Origin of the sequence: Streptomyces sp. JH34 (assembly GCF_029428875.1) — a bacterium.
Taxonomy (GTDB): Bacteria; Actinomycetota; Actinomycetes; order Streptomycetales; family Streptomycetaceae; genus Streptomyces.
In genome coordinates this window covers 310,768-325,341 of the sequence record NZ_JAJSOO010000001.1, presented here as the reverse complement: position 1 = coordinate 325,341, position 14,574 = coordinate 310,768, and the positions used below count along the sequence as shown (strand labels likewise).

Sequence of the window (14,574 nt, the reverse complement as noted above, 5' to 3'; positions counted from 1 at the left end):
TGGGGACCTTACGGGACCTTCACCCAGTCCAGGGTGCGTTCCACCGCCCTCTTCCAGCCCGCGTAGCCTTCCGCACGCTGCTCCTCGGACCACTGCGGCGACCACCGCTCGGACTCGTGCCACTGGGCGCGCAGTTCATCGGTGTTCTGCCAGAAACCCGTCGCCAGTCCCGCCGCATAGGCTGCGCCGAGGGCGGTGGTCTCCGCGACGACCGGGCGGCTGACCGGTACGCCGAGGATGTCCGCCTGGATCTGCATGCACAGATCGTTGGCGGTGACGCCGCCGTCCACCTTCAGCACGTCGAGGTGGACGCCGGAGTCCTGCTCCATGGCCTCGACGACGTCTCGGCTCTGGTAGCAGATCGCCTCCAGGGTCGCCCGCGCCAGGTGGGCGTTGTCGTTGTACCTGGCCAGGCCGACGATCGCTCCCCGGGCGTCGGAGCGCCAGTAGGGGGCGAACAGACCCGAGAACGCGGGCACGAAGTACATGCCGCCGTTGTCGTCGACCGAGCGGGCGAGCACCTCGCTCTCCGCCGCGGTCTTGATGATCTTCATCTGGTCCCGCAGCCACTGCACGGCGGATCCCGTCACGGCGATGGAGCCCTCCAACGCGTAGACCACCGGGCTGTCGCCGAACTGGTACGCCACCGTGGTGAGGAGGCCGTGCTGGGACCGGACCAGTTCGGTCCCGGTGTTGAGCACCAGGAAGTTACCGGTGCCATAGGTGTTCTTGGCCTCGCCGGGTGAGAAGCAGACCTGCCCGACGGTGGCCGCCTGCTGGTCGCCGAGTACCCCGCCGATGGGGATGGCAGCCCGCAGCGGCCGTGAGGTGCGCGTGGTTCCGTAGGCCTCGGGGTGGGACGAGGGGTTGATGGCCGGCAGCATCGCCCGGGGGATGCCGAAGAAGCCCAGCAGCTCGTCGTCCCAGTCGAGGGTCTCCAGGTCCATCAGCATGGTGCGGCTCGCGTTGGTCACGTCCGTGGCGTGGATACCGCCGTCGGGGCCGCCGGTCAGGTTCCACAGGACCCAGGCGTCCGTGTTGCCGAAGATGGCGTGACCGGCCTCGGCGGCCTCCCGCACGCCGTCGACGTTCTCCAGGATCCACTGGATCTTGCCCGCGGAGAAGTACGTCGCCGGCGGCAGTCCCGCCTTCCGCCGGATGACGTCTCCACGGCCCGACCGCTCGAGCTCCGCGGCGATGGCGTCCGTGCGGGTGTCCTGCCACACGATGGCGTTGTAGTACGGGCGCCCGTTGCGCGGGTCCCAGACGACTGTGGTCTCACGCTGGTTGGTGATCCCGATCGCCGCCAGGTCGCCCGGTGCGATGCCCCCGTAGCGCAGGGCGTTCTGCATCACGGAGTTGGTGCGCTCCCAGATCTCCACCGGGTCGTGTTCCACCCAGCCCGAGCGCGGGAGGATCTGGGCGTGCTCCAGCTGGTGTTTGGCGACCTCGTTGCCGCCGTGATCGAAGATCATGAATCGGGTGCTGGTGGTCCCCTGATCCACCGCGCCGATGAAGTCCGCCATGATGTACGCCTCTCCGGCTGTGGTCAGTCCTCGGGTGCCGGGACGCGTCCCGGTGGCTCGGGTTCCGCGGACGGCAGGAACCGGCCGACGAATGCCTTGTACAGTCCGGCGCCGAGCAGGCCGCCGATGAGCGGGCCGACGATCGGGACCCAGAAGTAGAAGTTCCCGTACTGATCTCGCCAGGCGCCGTTGTATCCGGTGATGAAGCTCGCCAGCCGGGGGCCGAAGTCCCGGGCCGGGTTGATCGCGTACCCCGCGTTGGTTCCCCACGCCATGCCGATCGCCACCACGACCAGGCCGATCACGAACGGGGCGAGGTTCGCGCCCGGCGGGGTGTTCAGCATGTCGGTGATGGCCATGATCAGCAGCAGCAGGATGGCGGTGCCGATGACCTGGTCACGGAACGCACCCCACTCATGGACCGGCAGAGCGGGATTGCCGTTCGAGGGGAGCGTGGAGAACACAATCTGTGTCTTGAAGGTGTGTTCGGGGTCGGCCTTCGCCAGCGCCTCGGTGTAGTTCCAGCGGACGAGGAGGGCGGCCACGAACGCGCCGGCCGTCTGGGCCAGTACGTAGGGCGCCACCTTGCCCCAGGAGAAGCCCCGGAACGTCGCGAGTGCGAGCGTCACCGCGGGATTGAGGTGGGCGCCACTCAGACGCGCCGCCACGTAGACACCGAGGGTGACACCGAGTCCCCACGCCCAGGCGATGCTGTCGTGGTTCCCGAGGCCGCCGGGCGGATCCGTCAGGGCCCCGCCCGCCACGACTTGGGCCACCACGCCGCAGCCGAAAAGAATCAGGATCATCGTGCCCGCGAACTCGGCGGACATTTCGCCGAGCAATCCGGATCGTGCACTCCGTTTTGCCATGGAAGCTCACCCTCCGCCGGACTGGCCGGCCGTCGACTGCCTGAGCGATATCGGTCAGGCTAGGACGGCTCACGGAAACCCGCATATCAGAACGAAACGGTTCAAGTGGAAACGGCGCGCCGCAGGCCGGTACTGCGGGTCGGTCACGGTGCCGGATCTCGGTGCGGGCGTCTTCGGCGGTGCTGGGGGCGCTTTGCTCTGTTGGTGGGAAGGGCCCCGGCCGGTCGGCACTCATGACGCGTCGGTCGCCGTCACGATGTGACCCTTCTTGCCCGCCGCGACGAGCCGTGATCCGGCGCTGTCAGCGCCGCGCCCCGTGTGGCCCGGCTCCCTTGGGGCATCAGGCCTCGTGGAGAGCGGTCAGGAGCGGGGCCGCGGGCCCATAGGGTGAACCGCATGTCAGTCACGATGAGCTCCACCAAGACCCGCGCGGCTCTCCGCGTTTCGGCACGCGTCTCAGGCGAGTTGCTCCTGGTCCTTGTCATGACCGCAGTGGCGGTGTGGTTGCTGGGGCGCATGTGGCCGGTCGTCTGGCCACTCATAGTCGGTCTGCTGCTCACGACCCTGACGTGGCCACTGGCCCGCTTCCTGCGTCGGCGCGGATGGCCGCCGGCGCTCGCCGCCTCCACGGTGACGGTGCTGTTCCTCCTGGTGGCCGGAGGGGCGGTGGCGTTGATCGCGGTGCCGGTGGCTTCCCAGTCCGGGGAACTGGCCGATGGTGTGGTCGAAGGCATCCAGAGGCTGCGCGAGTGGGCCTCCGGGCCGCCTCTCAACATCGGTGACGACGAGATCACCGGAGCATTCGATTCCGCTACTGCGCGCGTCCAGGACAGCATCGGCAGCATGGTCACCACGGTCGTCACCGGGGTGAGCACCGTGGTCAACGGTGTGGTCACCGCTGTCCTGGCGGTCTTCCTCATGTTCTTCATGCTGAAGGACGGACCCCGGTTCCTGCCGTGGCTCGGGCGTCAGCTGCCCGGCCGGCTCGCCACCGATGTTCCCGCCGTGGCGGAGCGTGGCTGGAGCACCCTGGGTGAATTCGTGCGTTCCCAGGCCTACGTCGGACTGCTCGACGCCGTCCTCATCGGTCTCGGACTCTGGATCGTGGGAGTGCCGCTGGTGCTGCCCCTGGCCGTGCTGACGTTCGTCTCCGCGTTCGTGCCCATCGTGGGTGCGCTGTTCGCGGGCTTCGTCGCCGTCCTCATCGCCCTGGTGTCGAACGGGCTGACCGACGCGCTGATCGTGCTGGCGGTCATCGTGGTGGTCCAGCAACTCGAGGGCAACGTGTTCCAGCCCATGATCCAGAGCCGAGGGCTCGGTCTGCATGCCGCTGTGGTCCTGCTGGCGGTGACGCTGGGCGGCAGTCTGGCGGGCATCGTCGGCAGCCTGCTCGCGGTGCCCGCCGCCGCGCTGATCGCCGTCGTCTGGAACTACGTGCGCGAGCAGCTCAGCGAACCGGGGGAGGAGCCGGAGCCCCAGACGTCACCCAGCCGTGTCGGTGCCCCTTCGTGAAGCGTGCCGGCACTCCCGGTCCGCTTCGTCGAGCGTGGGGGACGGCCGGCCCCGGCCGTCCCCCACCCACAGGTGAGTCCCCGCACGGGCGCTTGCCGTAGCGGGTACCGAACGGGTCCGCGTCGTGCCACGCCCTGCGCGACACGCAGCACCAGGAGGAGCGCCGGGGCGAGGACACCGGCCTGCTGGTGGGTGGGCAACAGGCCGGTGCGGGAGATGAACACGCCCATCAGCCCCATGGTGAAGGCCAGGGTGTGCTGCCGGCCGATGCGGTCTCCGAGGTGTCCGGCCGCCGTGCTGTAGAGGAAGAAGTCGTAACCAAGCCGCCGTGGTGCCGAGCAGGCTCGCGAGCACCACGGTCCTCAGCCGCCGGGGACCGTGGCATCCCGCCCGGGTTCCGGGCCGCCGGGACGTGACTCGGTGGGCACGGGGGCGCCCTTCACCGGCCGGCGAGCCGGGCGGTTCCCGCCTCGACGGGACGCGGACGGGCCGGATGCTGCCAGAGACCGCGCTTCTCCAGCAGCGGCAGGACGCCCTCGCCGAACCAGTACGCCTCCTCCAGATGGGGCGCCCCCGACAGGACGAACTCGTCGATGCCGATCCGGTGGTACTCCTCGATGAGGTCGGCGACCTCGGTGTGGCTGCCGACCATCGCCGTGCCCGCGCCCCCGCGGACCAGGCCGACGCCCGCCCACAGGTTGGGGTAGACCTCGAGGTTGCCGGTCTCCCCGCTGTTGTGCAGCTCGCGCATCCGCCGCTGCCCCTCGGACTCACTGGTCGCCAGGCCCCGTTGCACCGCCGCGACGCGTTCCGGGTCCATGGCCTCCAGGAGCCGCTCCGCTTCGGCCCAGGCCTGTGCCGCGGTGTCCCTGGTGACGGTGTGCAGGCGGATCCCGAACCGTACGTCGCGACCCTGCGCCGCGGCCAGCGAGCGCACCCAGTCGATCTTCTGCTTCACCTGCTGCGGCGGCTCCCCCCAGGTCAGGTAGACATCGGTGTGACGGGCCGCCACGTCGCCGGCCGCCGGGGAGGACCCGCCGAAGTAGATCTGCGGCGCGGGCTCCGGCAGCCGGTTCAGCCGGGCGGCCTCCACGCGCAGATGCTCACCGTGGTGGTCGACCGTCTCACCGGCCCACAGCCGCCGCACGATGCCCAGGAACTCCCCGGTCCGGGCGTACCGCTGGTCCTTGTCGAGGAAGTCGCCGTACGCGCGCTGTTCGGCGGACTCGCCTCCTGTGACGACGTTGAGCAGCAGACGTCCGTGGGACTGCCGCTGGTAGGTCGCCGCCATCTGTGCCGACAGCGTCGGGCTGATCTGGCCGGGGCGGAAGGCGACCAGGAACTTCAGCCGCTCGGTGACCTGGGTGAGCATGGCCGTGGTCAGCCAGGCGTCCTCGCACCACGCGCCCGTCGGGGTGAGCGCGCCGACGAAGCCGAGCTGCTCGGCTGTGCGGGCGATCTGTCCGAGGTACTCGACGGAGGCCGGACGGTCCCCGCCGGCGGCGCCGGGCGTCGAACCGTGGCCTCCGCCGACGATGTGCCGGCTGTCACCGGTGGTGGGCAGGAACCAATGAAAGGTGAGTGCGGACATACGAGAGCTCCGGAGGGGTGCGGAGGACGGTGTGTCTGCATGCCGGACGGGGCATGCCGCAGGGGCCCCGCGGCATACGGTCAGGTGCGTGCCGGGACATGCGGGGACACGTGGGAAGGGAAGGGAGTCACGGCGTCGTACGGTGCCGGGCGGGAGTGCCGATGCGCGGGGAGCCGGGGCAGGTGGCCCACGGCTCCAGGGGTCCGGCAGGCGTCAGCGGCGACAGGTCGCGCTGGACTGGCGACACAGGTCGACGTGCAGGCGCCCCACGAGGAAGTCGGCAGCGGCGGTCATGCCGAGCATTGTGGGGGAGGGGCACCGGTCGGCTCAAGCCCTGGAGGGCAGGAATGTCAGCAGGTGAGACCGGCAGCGCCCGGAGGGGACGCGTCCCGGCGCGCGCGTGCGGCCGGCCCGCGCACGTGACGCGCGTGCGTGGGCCGGTGCCGGGCGGGATTCCCGGGTGCGGTCCGGGAACCCCGTCGTGCGACGCCGGCCCGAGCGAGCGTCAGAGACGTCCGCCGGGTACCACCGTGAACGTGCCGGGACCTGCCGGCAGGGGCACCGTGTACTGGCGCAGATAGGTGTCCAGATACGGCGAGCGGGCCCCTTGGGTGGCGACGTCGTCGGCCGGGTCGTCCAGGGCGAGCCCGAGCCGTGCTCCCTCGACCCGGATCGTCTCGCCGGAAGGAGTGTCACGCCACGAGCCGGTCCGGACGGACCCGATCTCCACCGCCAGGACGTGCCCGGCAGCCAAGGTCCAGTCGGTCGCCTTCAGATCGACGGAGAGCTTGCCCGTCCTCAGCAGCGAGACCTGCTCGTCGAACATGACGGCCGTGCCGTCCGGGGCGACGTCGTACAGCTTGAGCATCACGTTGCCCTCTCCCTTCGCTGCCAGGGAGATCCGGGGTGTGCCGGTGACCCGCACGGCCTTCTCGAGCGCCTCGGACCACACGACGAAGCTCGACGTGACGGCTCCGGACCGCTGGAGCAGGGCCTGCTTCTCAGCCAGGCCCTCCGGTGCGGCCGGGTCGGTCGCGGGCGCGTTCTCCAGGTCCCATTCGCCGGTGGGCCGCACACGCTCCCGGGGCGCCGGCCCGTCCGGCCCGACCAGGCCGGTGACCGAGGAGAGGCCGCCGTCGTCCACGTACGAGCCGCCGCCGAGGGCAAGCGTGACGGAGCGCTCCACGACGGGCCAGGTCTTCTGCGCCCGCCACGCGCCGGTGGAGTCCTCGACGGAGTAGGCCGGGTAGCGCACAGCCGGCCTGATGCCCTTGAGATACTGGTCGTAGAAGGAGAGGGTCTCGTCGTACCAGCCCTCACGCCCCATGGAGAGGCGGCCGTCGGCGGTGCGGTCCCCGCCGCGGACGTGTTCCCACTGGCCGACCCAGCCGCGTTCGGGGCCCTTGTGGTTGTCGAGGTACTCCTGCATCTCCTCGGGCTTGGTGTTGTTCTCGATGAAGCCCTGGGTCACGAAGAGCGGGGTGTCCGTGCCCCTTGCCGCCTTCGCCAGGTCCCGGGAGGTCCAGAACGGGTCGTCCTGGTCGGCGATCCGGTAACCGGCCGAGTTCTGTGTCAGGCACTCGGGATGGGCCTCCTCGTAACGGGAGTTGGCCAGGTAGCGGGCGTCGTCGTCGGGCAGCTGGTCCAGCGTGGCGATGGAGTTGTAGGCATTGGCGGTGCCGGTGACGTTCGGGCGCGGCACGCCGTTGGAGTAGATGTACTGGTACATGTCCCAGACGGGCTCCTGGGCGACGACGGCCTTCAGCGCACGCTGGTCCAGGTTGTTGCCGATGAGGCCCGTCAGGGCGTCGTAGGACTTGCCGTACAGGCCCACCGCACCCGTGGACCAGGGCTGTTTCGCCGCCCAGTCGATCGCCGCCTTCACGTCCGCCTGTTCACCGGGGCCGCCCCAGTCCAGGCAACCGGTGGACCCGCCGAAGCCGCGCAGGTCGACCATCACGAAGGCGTAGCCCTGGTCGAACAGGTCGGTGCCCTCGATGAAGTCCTGGAACCGGGCGGAGGGACCGGTGTGGGTCCAGCCCTCGGCGCCGGACTGTCCGGAGTGCCCGAAGTACGGGCCGACGGACAGGATGACGGGGACCTCGGCCTTCCTCGGCAGACCCTCGGGCAGCAGCACGTCTGCGTGCAGTTCGGTGCCGGAGCGGTCCGAGGACGGGAAGTAGTGCTGCGTCCAGAGCGAGCCCTCGGGGACGCGGTCGTTCTCCTGATGGGTGACCGGGTCGGTCGTGGTGGCCACCTGGCGGCCCGGTGCCGCGGCGGACCCGGAGGCGGCCGCGGGGCCGGCGAGGAGCCCGGTCGACGCGAGGACGGTGACGAGTGCTGAGGCGGCCCATCTGGGCGTGCGACGTGCTCTCACATGCTTCTCCCGGCTGGGTGGGTACGGGGCTTCGCAGTGGTGCAGGCCGAGCAGCGGATCCGGCACGTCCTCAGGACGCGACGGCGGTCGCACACGTCCGCGGAGCTGGATCGCAGTCGCGAACACGAACCGGAGCCGACGGCGCAGGAGTCTAGGATCGGTTGGCTCGCGCTTCAACAGCCCGATGTGTCTTCTGAGTTACCGATGTGGCCGGTGGATGGTCCATGGCGCGCTCGCGGTTGGGCGGACCACCTGGTGGCCGGGCGGCGCGTGGCGGGACCGTTACGGTGCACGGATGCGTATGTACCTCTCCTCGTTCCGGACCGGCGACCATCCGGACGAGATGCTGGCCCTGCTGACCCGCACCGCCGCCACGCCCGATGTCGCAGTGATCGCCAACGCGGTCGACGTCCTGCCGGACGAAGAGCGCCGAGCCGCCGTCGAGCGGGAGTTCGAGGCGCTGGCGGGTCTGGGGCTGCGGCCGTCCGAGGTCGACCTGCGTACGTTCTTCGATCAGCCCTCCACGCAGGTCGCGACGGCACTCTCCAGGTTCCCCCTGATCTGGGTGCGCGGAGGCAATGTGTTCGTCCTGCGCCAGGCCCTGGCCCGCAGTGGTGCCGACCTGGCTCTGACCGAACTGTTGCGCCAGGACGCCTTCGTCTACGCCGGCTACAGCGCGGGCGTCTGCGTTCTGGCACCTGACCTGCACGGTCTCGAACAGTGCGACGATCCGAAGGAGGTGCGCACCGCCTACGGTGACGAGGCCCGCTGGGACGGACTGGGCCTCCTCGACCACGTCGTGGTGCCCCACATCGACTCCCCGGGCCATCCCGAATCGGAAATCCTCGGAGCGGTCGCCGACCGGTACCACGCCGAGGGCACGGCCCACCGGCCCCTGCGCGACGGCCAGGCCCTGGTGATCGACGGAGACCGCCCACCCCGGGTCCGCTGACGGGCGGTGTCCGACCGGGCCGGCCATGAAAGCCGCCCGCGGACGGCTTCGGTGATCCGGGCGCCGCGGTGATCACCGCGCCCCGGCCGCGCCGGAGTTCGAGCAGGCCCTCGTCACGCAGTCGCCGGAATCCGCGGAGCACGGTGCGCAATTGACGCCGTGAGCAGCGAAATCCGGGAGACCTCGGTGCGGCTCCAGGCGGCGTCCTCACCATCGACCAGTACCGGCGAGGGGGCCGTCCGGACGGGCGCGGGCGGAGCCGGACGGCCACCGGGCGAGGCGGACGCGAACCTTCCCGCCCGCCGGACCGGCGCCGGCGGTAGCCTGCCTGATCATGATGCGTGCCTGGACCCTGCCGATGTCGCTCGTGGCGTGCGGCGTACTCGTCGCGTCCCCGCGGGCCCGTGACGGGTCGCCCGCCGCCGCCGTGGGGCTGTGCCTGGTGTTCGTCGTTCTCGCCTGGCTGTATTCACCGCTCGCGTTCCCGCGGTCGATCGGCGCAGCGGAGGCGCAGCGCCGCAGCGCGGCCGACGGCAGGCCGGTCGTCTACTGGCGGGCGGGGTGCACCTACTGCATGCGCCTGCGGATCCGGCTGGGCCGGAACGCCGCCCGGTTGCACTGGGTCGACATCCGGCGCGACCCGGCCGGAGCGGCGGAGGTGAGGGCGGCCAACGGCGGTGACGAGACCGTGCCGACCGTCGTGGTCGGCGGCCGGGCTCACGTCAACCCCGACCCCGCGTGGGTGCGAGGACAGCTGCCGCCCTCCACCTGACGGGTAGTCCGGTGGCCGGACTGCCCCAGGGCCACCGGTCGCAACGGACCTCGGGGCGGGCCGTCGGCGGGGAACCGAAGGCCCGCCCCGAGGCGGGTCAGCGCCTCGTGCGGACCAGCAGGTAGATGAAGTACGGAGCGCCGATGACAGCCGTCATCAAGCCGGCGCCGAGCTGCGCCGGGGCGATCACCGTACGTCCCGCGAGGTCCGCGAGGCAGACCAGGAGCGCTCCGAGGAGGAGGGCGACCGGGACCACCCGTACGTGCCGCCGGCCGACGAGTGCCCGTGCCGCGTGCGGTGCGACCAGTCCGACGAAGGCGATCGTCCCCGCCGCCGCGACGGCGGTGGCGGCGAGCAGCACGGCCACGACGAGGAAGCCGAGCCGTGCCCGGGGGAGACCCATGCCCAGGAGCCTGGGGGTGTCCTCGTCGAGTGCGACGAGGTCCAGTTCCCGGCGCCGTGTCACGGCGAGGAGGATGCCGAGCACGAGCACGACGGCCACCGGGACCACATCGGGCATGTTCCTCCCGTACGTCGAACCGGACAGCCACGTGAGGGCCTTCGTCGTGTCGAACGGGTCGCTCAGCACGATGACCAGACTGATCAGCGCCGCCGCGGCGGCGGAGACCCCGACACCCAGCAGAACCACCCGGTTCTGCTGGAAACCGCCTCGCGCGGCCAGCCCGAACACGAACGCCGCCGTGACCGCCGCACCGCCGAAAGCGGCCCCCGCGATCTCCCACGAGCCGGGGGACTGCACGGTGGTCACCAGGAGGACGGCGCCGAGTCCGGCGCCCCCGGAGACACCCAGCACGCCGGGTTCCGCGAGCGGGTTGCGGGTCACGGCCTGCACCAGCGTGCCGGACAGCGCCAGCGCGCCACCCGCGAGGAGCGCGGCCGACACCCTGGGCACCCGGGTGTCGAGGACGAACGTGACGACGCGGCCCGCCCTGCCCTGCGCCCAGTTCATGACATCGCCGAGCAGCAGCTTCGCGTCGCCTAGGAGCACGGCCGCGACGAGTACGCCCACCAGGGCGACGGCCAGAGCCACCACCGTCACCAGGAACGCCGTCCGGCTCGGGATCCGCAGCCGGTCGGGAGCCTCGGCCGAGGCGGTGTCGCGGAGACGGAGTGCCATGACGACGAGGAACACCGCGCCGACCACCGTGGTGACGACGCCGGTCGGCACCTCCACGGCCGTGTCGGCGGGCACGACGGCCCGCAGCAGGACGTCCGAACCGAGCACGAGCGCTGCACCGACGAGTCCGGCCACCGGCAGGCTCACCCGGGAGCGGACTAGTCCCCGGAACCGGCGGGTGAGGGGCCGGACGAGCGCGGGCGCGCAGAGACCGACGAACCCGATCGGGCCGGCCAGCGTGACGGCCGCGGCGGAGAGCAGGGTCGCGACGACGACCGTGGTGACCCGGGTCCCGCGCACGGGGACCCCCAGCCCCCGGGCGGCGTCGTCGCCCAGCGCCAGGGCGTCGATCCGGCGGGCGAGGAGCATCAGCCCGGCCAGGCCGACGACGACGACCGGCGCCATCTGGACGACGGCGTCGAAGCCGTTCTGGCCGACGCTGCCCTGATTCCAGCTGTACAGGCCCTCGGTCTCCTGGGGGAAGAGGAGGAGCAACGCCTCGGTCACCGCGCTGAGTCCGAGGGCGAGCGCGGTGCCCGCCAGGACGAGCCGTACGGTGCCCTTGCCCAGTCCGGACAGTCCGAGCACGACCGCCGCGGCGGCGAGGCCGCCGACGAACGCCGCACCGGACGAGGCGAGGAGCGGGAGGGAGACACCGGTGACGGCGATGATCCCGAGCGCCAGATAGGACCCGGCGTTCACGGCGAGCGTGTCCGGAGAGGCGAGTACGTTCCGGCTGACCGCCTGGAGGGCGGCGCCTGCCGTGCCGAGTGCCACTCCGACGAGGACGGCGGCCACCATCCTCGGGAGCCGGGACGCGATGACGACGGAGGAGTCCCCGGCCGCCGCGTTCCCGGTGAGCGCGTCCCAGACCTCGGAGGCGCCGACGTCCGCGGTGCCCTGCGTGATGTCGACGGCGGCGAGGACCATGACCAGCAGCACGAGCGTGGCCGTCACGGCGACCGCACCCGTCGTGGCCGCGACGGACCGGTCACGGCCGACCGCGGTCTTCTCGATGACGGCCACGGCGCGCTACTTCGTCAGCGCGTCGACGAGGGAGTCGATGTACGCCTCCATGGAGCGGGGACCGCCGAACATCCAGACGCCGTCGGGCAGTCGGTGCACGTCGCCGGCCTTCACGAAGGGCAGCGACTTCCACACGGCGTTCTTGGCGAGAGGGCCGGCGAAGGCGTCACCGTCGGCGTCGTTCGCCACGTACGTGAACTGGACGTCGCCGAGGCCCGTGAGGCCCTCGACGTCGGTGGTGGCGAGGCCGTAGCTCTCGTCGCCCTTCACGGTCCAGGCGTTCTTCAGGCCGAGCTTCTCGTTGACCGCGCCGAGGAGCGAACCGCTGGTGTAGGCGCGGACGGACACCTGGTTCGACGCGACGTAGCCGTCGGCGGAGGCGATCTCGGCGCCGCCGAGGCCGGCGTCCGCGAGTGCCTTCTTGCCCTCGGCCAGGCTCGTGTCGAAGTCCTTCTTGAGAGCGGCCGACTCGGACTCCTTGCCGGTGGCCTTCGCGATGAGGTCGAGGCCCTCCGTCATCGTGCCGATCTGGTCGGCGGCGTCGGCGGACGTGATCTCGATGACGGGCGCGACCTTGCGGAGCTGCTTCACGACAGCGGGCGAGAGGTCACTGGTGGCGACCACGAGGTCGGGGGCGAGCGCCGCGACGGTGTCGATGCTCGGCTCGCCACGGGTGCCGATGTCCTTCGGGGTGCCGGTGAGCGGGGCCGCGGTGTTCCACGCGGTGTAGCCCTTCACGTCCGCGACGCCGACGGGGGCGACTCCGAGCGCGACCAGGTCCTCGACGACGTTCCACTCGGTGGCGACGACCTTGGTGGCCGGGCCGTCGAGGGTCACCTTCGTGCCCTTGGCGTCGGTGAGCGTGATCTTGCCGGCAGGTTTGGCGGAAGCCGCGGCGTCGTCGGAGGACGGTTCCGTGGTCCCGCACGCGGCCAGGGAGAGGGCGGCGACGGCGACGGTGGCCGTGGCGAGGATGTGGCGTCTCATGAGGAGGTGCTGAGCCTTTCGGATCGGGAGTGGTGGCGGCCGATCGCGCGGGTGCGCAGGCTGCCGGTGGCGGGATCGGTGTCCACGTCGATGCGGATGCCGTAGACGTCCGACAGAAGGCCGGGTGTGAACACGTCCTCGGGCACGCCGTCGGCGACGACGCGTCCCGCGTGCAGCAGCGCGACGCGGTCGGCGACTGCGGCTGCCTGGTCGAGGTCATGGAGCACGACGCCCACGGCGATCCGGTGGTCGTCGGCGAGATCGCGGATCAGGTCGAGGAGTTCGACCTGGTACCGGAGGTCGAGATAGGTGGTCGGTTCGTCCAGGAGCAGGACGCCCGTCTCCTGTGCGAGACAGCTCGCGAGCCACACGCGCTGGAGCTGTCCTCCCGACAGCTGGTCGACACCCCGGCCGGCGAGGTCCTCGACGCCGGTGAGACGCAGTGCCCGGTCGACCGCGGCGGTGCCACGGGGATCAGGACGGCCCCAGCGCCCGCGGTGGGGGTAGCGGCCGAAATCGACCACGTCCCGGACCGTCAGTCCGCCCGGCGTCGACCGGGACTGTGTCAGGAGCGCGACCCGGCGCGCGAACTCGCGGGCGCCGAGCGTGAAGCCGTCCTCGGCCCTGTCCGTCCCGGCGTCGACCGTCAGCGTGCCGGTCCGCGCGCTCTGCAGACGGGCGAGCGTGCGCAACAGGGTCGACTTCCCACTGCCGTTGGGGCCCACGAGGGCCGTCACCTCGGCGGGCCGCAGGGTGATGGCCGCCCCGTGGACGACATCGACGCGGCCGTACGCCACGGTCACCCCGTCGGCGGACAGCCCGTGGCCGCGCGTGGGCGGCCCGTCGGTGGACACAGGGGTGCCCACAGCCGTGGAAGTGCTCTCACCAGCTCTCATGGGCGTTAGGTTAGCCTGCCCTTAGATGCTGCTGAACCACGGCCCTCGGTTCGGGAGGACGGAGTGCCTCCCGCACGGCACGCGCCGACGCGGATCGCCTACCATGCCGAGCCATGGCGATGTTCGTGCACGTGACGTCCGCGGCGAACGCTCCCCGCATCCGCAGGTCCGGGATACGTGCGGCGGGCGACGCGCGGGGAGGTGTGCGGGGCGTGCACTGTTTCCCGGTGCTGCCCTCGCACACCCTCACCCACCAGTGGGTGAGGGAACTTGCCCGTTTCGGCAGTCGCGGGGGGCTGGTCGCCGTCCACCTGCGGCTCGACGACGACCAGCGGGTGTCGGTCGGGCACTACAGGGACCGGGTGCGTGAGATCCCGCCCGCCGTCCCCGCCGCCGAGGCGGTGCGCAGGATCGCGGCACTGGAGGACCCCCGCGGGTGGGAGGTGTTCGTGCCGCGCGCGATCGGACGGCGTGAGGTCCACCGGATCCGCGCCGCGCCACAGGTCGCCGGCTGGCGCTATCTGCCGGACGCGCACGGCACTCGTCCCTGCACCTGTTTCGGCTGCCGGGTGCGGGGCGGCTACGGGTCACGGCGGCTGCTCGAGCGCCTTCCGCACCCTCTGGACGGCCCGCCGCCACCGGCCGGGGTGCTGCTCGCCCGGATCGCGCAGGCCGGCGATCCCGGGGACCCGGCCGTGCTGCGGGAGGTGCTGCACTGGTTCTCGATGCGCCGTCGCGGTCCGCTCGGCCGGCTGGCCCCGCTGGCGGCGCATCCCGACCCCGGTGTGCGCGAAGAGCTGGTGTGGACGGTGGGCCGCTGGTCCACCCCCGGGGTGGACCAGCTGCTCGACGGCCTCGCCGAGGACCCGTCGCCGGATGTCCGTGAGGCGGTGGAGGCGATCCGCGAGCCATGAGGCACGCGCCCCCG

The 14,574-nt window shown here is 71.5% G+C and carries 12 protein-coding genes; 4 read left to right on the top strand and 8 right to left on the bottom strand.

All coding sequences use genetic code 11. The annotated features are described in order from the left end of the window. Positions 1–8: 8 nt before the first annotated feature. Both glpK and LWJ43_RS01640 read right to left on the bottom strand, forming a co-directional pair. Entirely contained in the window at positions 9–1,526 is a 1,518-nt protein-coding gene (gene glpK, locus LWJ43_RS01645; RefSeq protein WP_277330458.1) for a glycerol kinase GlpK, read from the bottom strand. 23 nt (positions 1,527–1,549) lie between these two features. Then, positions 1,550–2,395, bottom strand: a complete 846-nt coding sequence (locus LWJ43_RS01640; RefSeq protein ID WP_277330457.1) for an MIP/aquaporin family protein — start codon at positions 2,393–2,395, stop codon at positions 1,550–1,552. A gap of 396 nt (positions 2,396–2,791) precedes the next feature. Here LWJ43_RS01640 and LWJ43_RS01635 point away from each other — a divergent pair, with 396 nt between their 5' ends. Continuing rightward, complete coding sequence (locus LWJ43_RS01635) at positions 2,792–3,907, top strand: AI-2E family transporter (RefSeq protein WP_277330456.1); 1,116 nt, start codon at positions 2,792–2,794, stop codon at positions 3,905–3,907. A 439-nt stretch (positions 3,908–4,346) separates the two neighbouring features. Here the strand turns inward: LWJ43_RS01635 and LWJ43_RS01630 are convergent, their stop codons facing one another. From LWJ43_RS01630 to LWJ43_RS01625, 3 genes are all read right to left on the bottom strand, one after another. Beyond that, positions 4,347–5,498, bottom strand: coding sequence for an LLM class flavin-dependent oxidoreductase (locus tag LWJ43_RS01630; RefSeq protein ID WP_277330455.1), 1,152 nt, complete (start codon positions 5,496–5,498; stop codon positions 4,347–4,349). A gap of 213 nt (positions 5,499–5,711) precedes the next feature. Continuing rightward, the gene (locus tag LWJ43_RS33000; protein WP_462100934.1) at positions 5,712–5,792 is read right to left on the bottom strand and encodes a putative leader peptide; all 81 of its coding nucleotides are present in this window, start codon (positions 5,790–5,792) and stop codon (positions 5,712–5,714) included. 211 nt (positions 5,793–6,003) lie between these two features. Continuing rightward, entirely contained in the window at positions 6,004–7,875 is a 1,872-nt protein-coding gene (locus tag LWJ43_RS01625) for a CocE/NonD family hydrolase (protein ID WP_277330454.1), read from the bottom strand. A gap of 295 nt (positions 7,876–8,170) precedes the next feature. Between LWJ43_RS01625 and LWJ43_RS01620 the strand changes: the two genes are divergently transcribed. Both LWJ43_RS01620 and LWJ43_RS01615 read left to right on the top strand, forming a co-directional pair. Beyond that, positions 8,171–8,827, top strand: a complete 657-nt coding sequence (locus LWJ43_RS01620) for a Type 1 glutamine amidotransferase-like domain-containing protein (protein WP_277330453.1) — start codon at positions 8,171–8,173, stop codon at positions 8,825–8,827. A gap of 334 nt (positions 8,828–9,161) precedes the next feature. Continuing rightward, a complete protein-coding gene (locus tag LWJ43_RS01615; protein WP_277330452.1) occupies positions 9,162–9,599 on the top strand; it encodes a glutaredoxin family protein in 438 nt (145 codons plus the stop codon). Positions 9,600–9,696: 97 nt separating this feature from the next. On the opposite strand, the gene LWJ43_RS01610 is transcribed toward LWJ43_RS01615, so the two are convergent. The 3 genes from LWJ43_RS01610 to LWJ43_RS01600 are packed head-to-tail and all read right to left on the bottom strand — an operon-like array spanning position 9,697 to position 13,646. Continuing rightward, positions 9,697–11,763 carry an iron ABC transporter permease gene (locus tag LWJ43_RS01610; protein WP_277330451.1) on the bottom strand — a complete coding sequence of 689 codons (2,067 nt, stop codon included), beginning with the start codon at positions 11,761–11,763 and terminating at the stop codon, positions 9,697–9,699. A 6-nt stretch (positions 11,764–11,769) separates the two neighbouring features. Continuing rightward, on the bottom strand, positions 11,770–12,750 hold the full coding sequence (locus LWJ43_RS01605; RefSeq protein WP_277330450.1) for an ABC transporter substrate-binding protein: 981 nt from the start codon (positions 12,748–12,750) through the stop codon (positions 11,770–11,772). After that, positions 12,747–13,646, bottom strand: a complete 900-nt coding sequence (locus LWJ43_RS01600) for an ABC transporter ATP-binding protein (RefSeq protein ID WP_277330449.1) — start codon at positions 13,644–13,646, stop codon at positions 12,747–12,749. Before LWJ43_RS01600 ends, LWJ43_RS01605 begins: the two co-directional genes overlap by 4 nt. Positions 13,647–13,759: 113 nt before the next feature. Between LWJ43_RS01600 and LWJ43_RS01595 the strand changes: the two genes are divergently transcribed. Then, on the top strand, positions 13,760–14,560 hold the full coding sequence (locus LWJ43_RS01595) for a HEAT repeat domain-containing protein (protein ID WP_277330448.1): 801 nt from the start codon (positions 13,760–13,762) through the stop codon (positions 14,558–14,560). The last annotated feature ends 14 nt before the right edge of the window (positions 14,561–14,574 follow it).

Excerpts from the sequence above, each read along its gene's own strand:
- glpK (WP_277330458.1), bottom strand. The coding sequence starts at position 1,526 with ATGGCGGACTTCATCGGCGCGGTGGATCAGGGGACCACCAGCACCCGA.
- LWJ43_RS01640 (WP_277330457.1), bottom strand. The coding sequence starts at position 2,395 with ATGGCAAAACGGAGTGCACGATCCGGATTGCTCGGCGAAATGTCCGCC.
- LWJ43_RS01635 (WP_277330456.1), top strand. The coding sequence starts at position 2,792 with ATGTCAGTCACGATGAGCTCCACCAAGACCCGCGCGGCTCTCCGCGTT.
- LWJ43_RS01630 (WP_277330455.1), bottom strand. The coding sequence starts at position 5,498 with ATGTCCGCACTCACCTTTCATTGGTTCCTGCCCACCACCGGTGACAGC.
- LWJ43_RS33000 (WP_462100934.1), bottom strand. The coding sequence starts at position 5,792 with ATGACCGCCGCTGCCGACTTCCTCGTGGGGCGCCTGCACGTCGACCTG.
- LWJ43_RS01620 (WP_277330453.1), top strand. The coding sequence starts at position 8,171 with ATGCGTATGTACCTCTCCTCGTTCCGGACCGGCGACCATCCGGACGAG.
- LWJ43_RS01615 (WP_277330452.1), top strand. The coding sequence starts at position 9,162 with ATGATGCGTGCCTGGACCCTGCCGATGTCGCTCGTGGCGTGCGGCGTA.
- LWJ43_RS01605 (WP_277330450.1), bottom strand. The coding sequence starts at position 12,750 with ATGAGACGCCACATCCTCGCCACGGCCACCGTCGCCGTCGCCGCCCTC.
- LWJ43_RS01600 (WP_277330449.1), bottom strand. The coding sequence starts at position 13,646 with ATGAGAGCTGGTGAGAGCACTTCCACGGCTGTGGGCACCCCTGTGTCC.
- LWJ43_RS01595 (WP_277330448.1), top strand. The coding sequence starts at position 13,760 with ATGGCGATGTTCGTGCACGTGACGTCCGCGGCGAACGCTCCCCGCATC.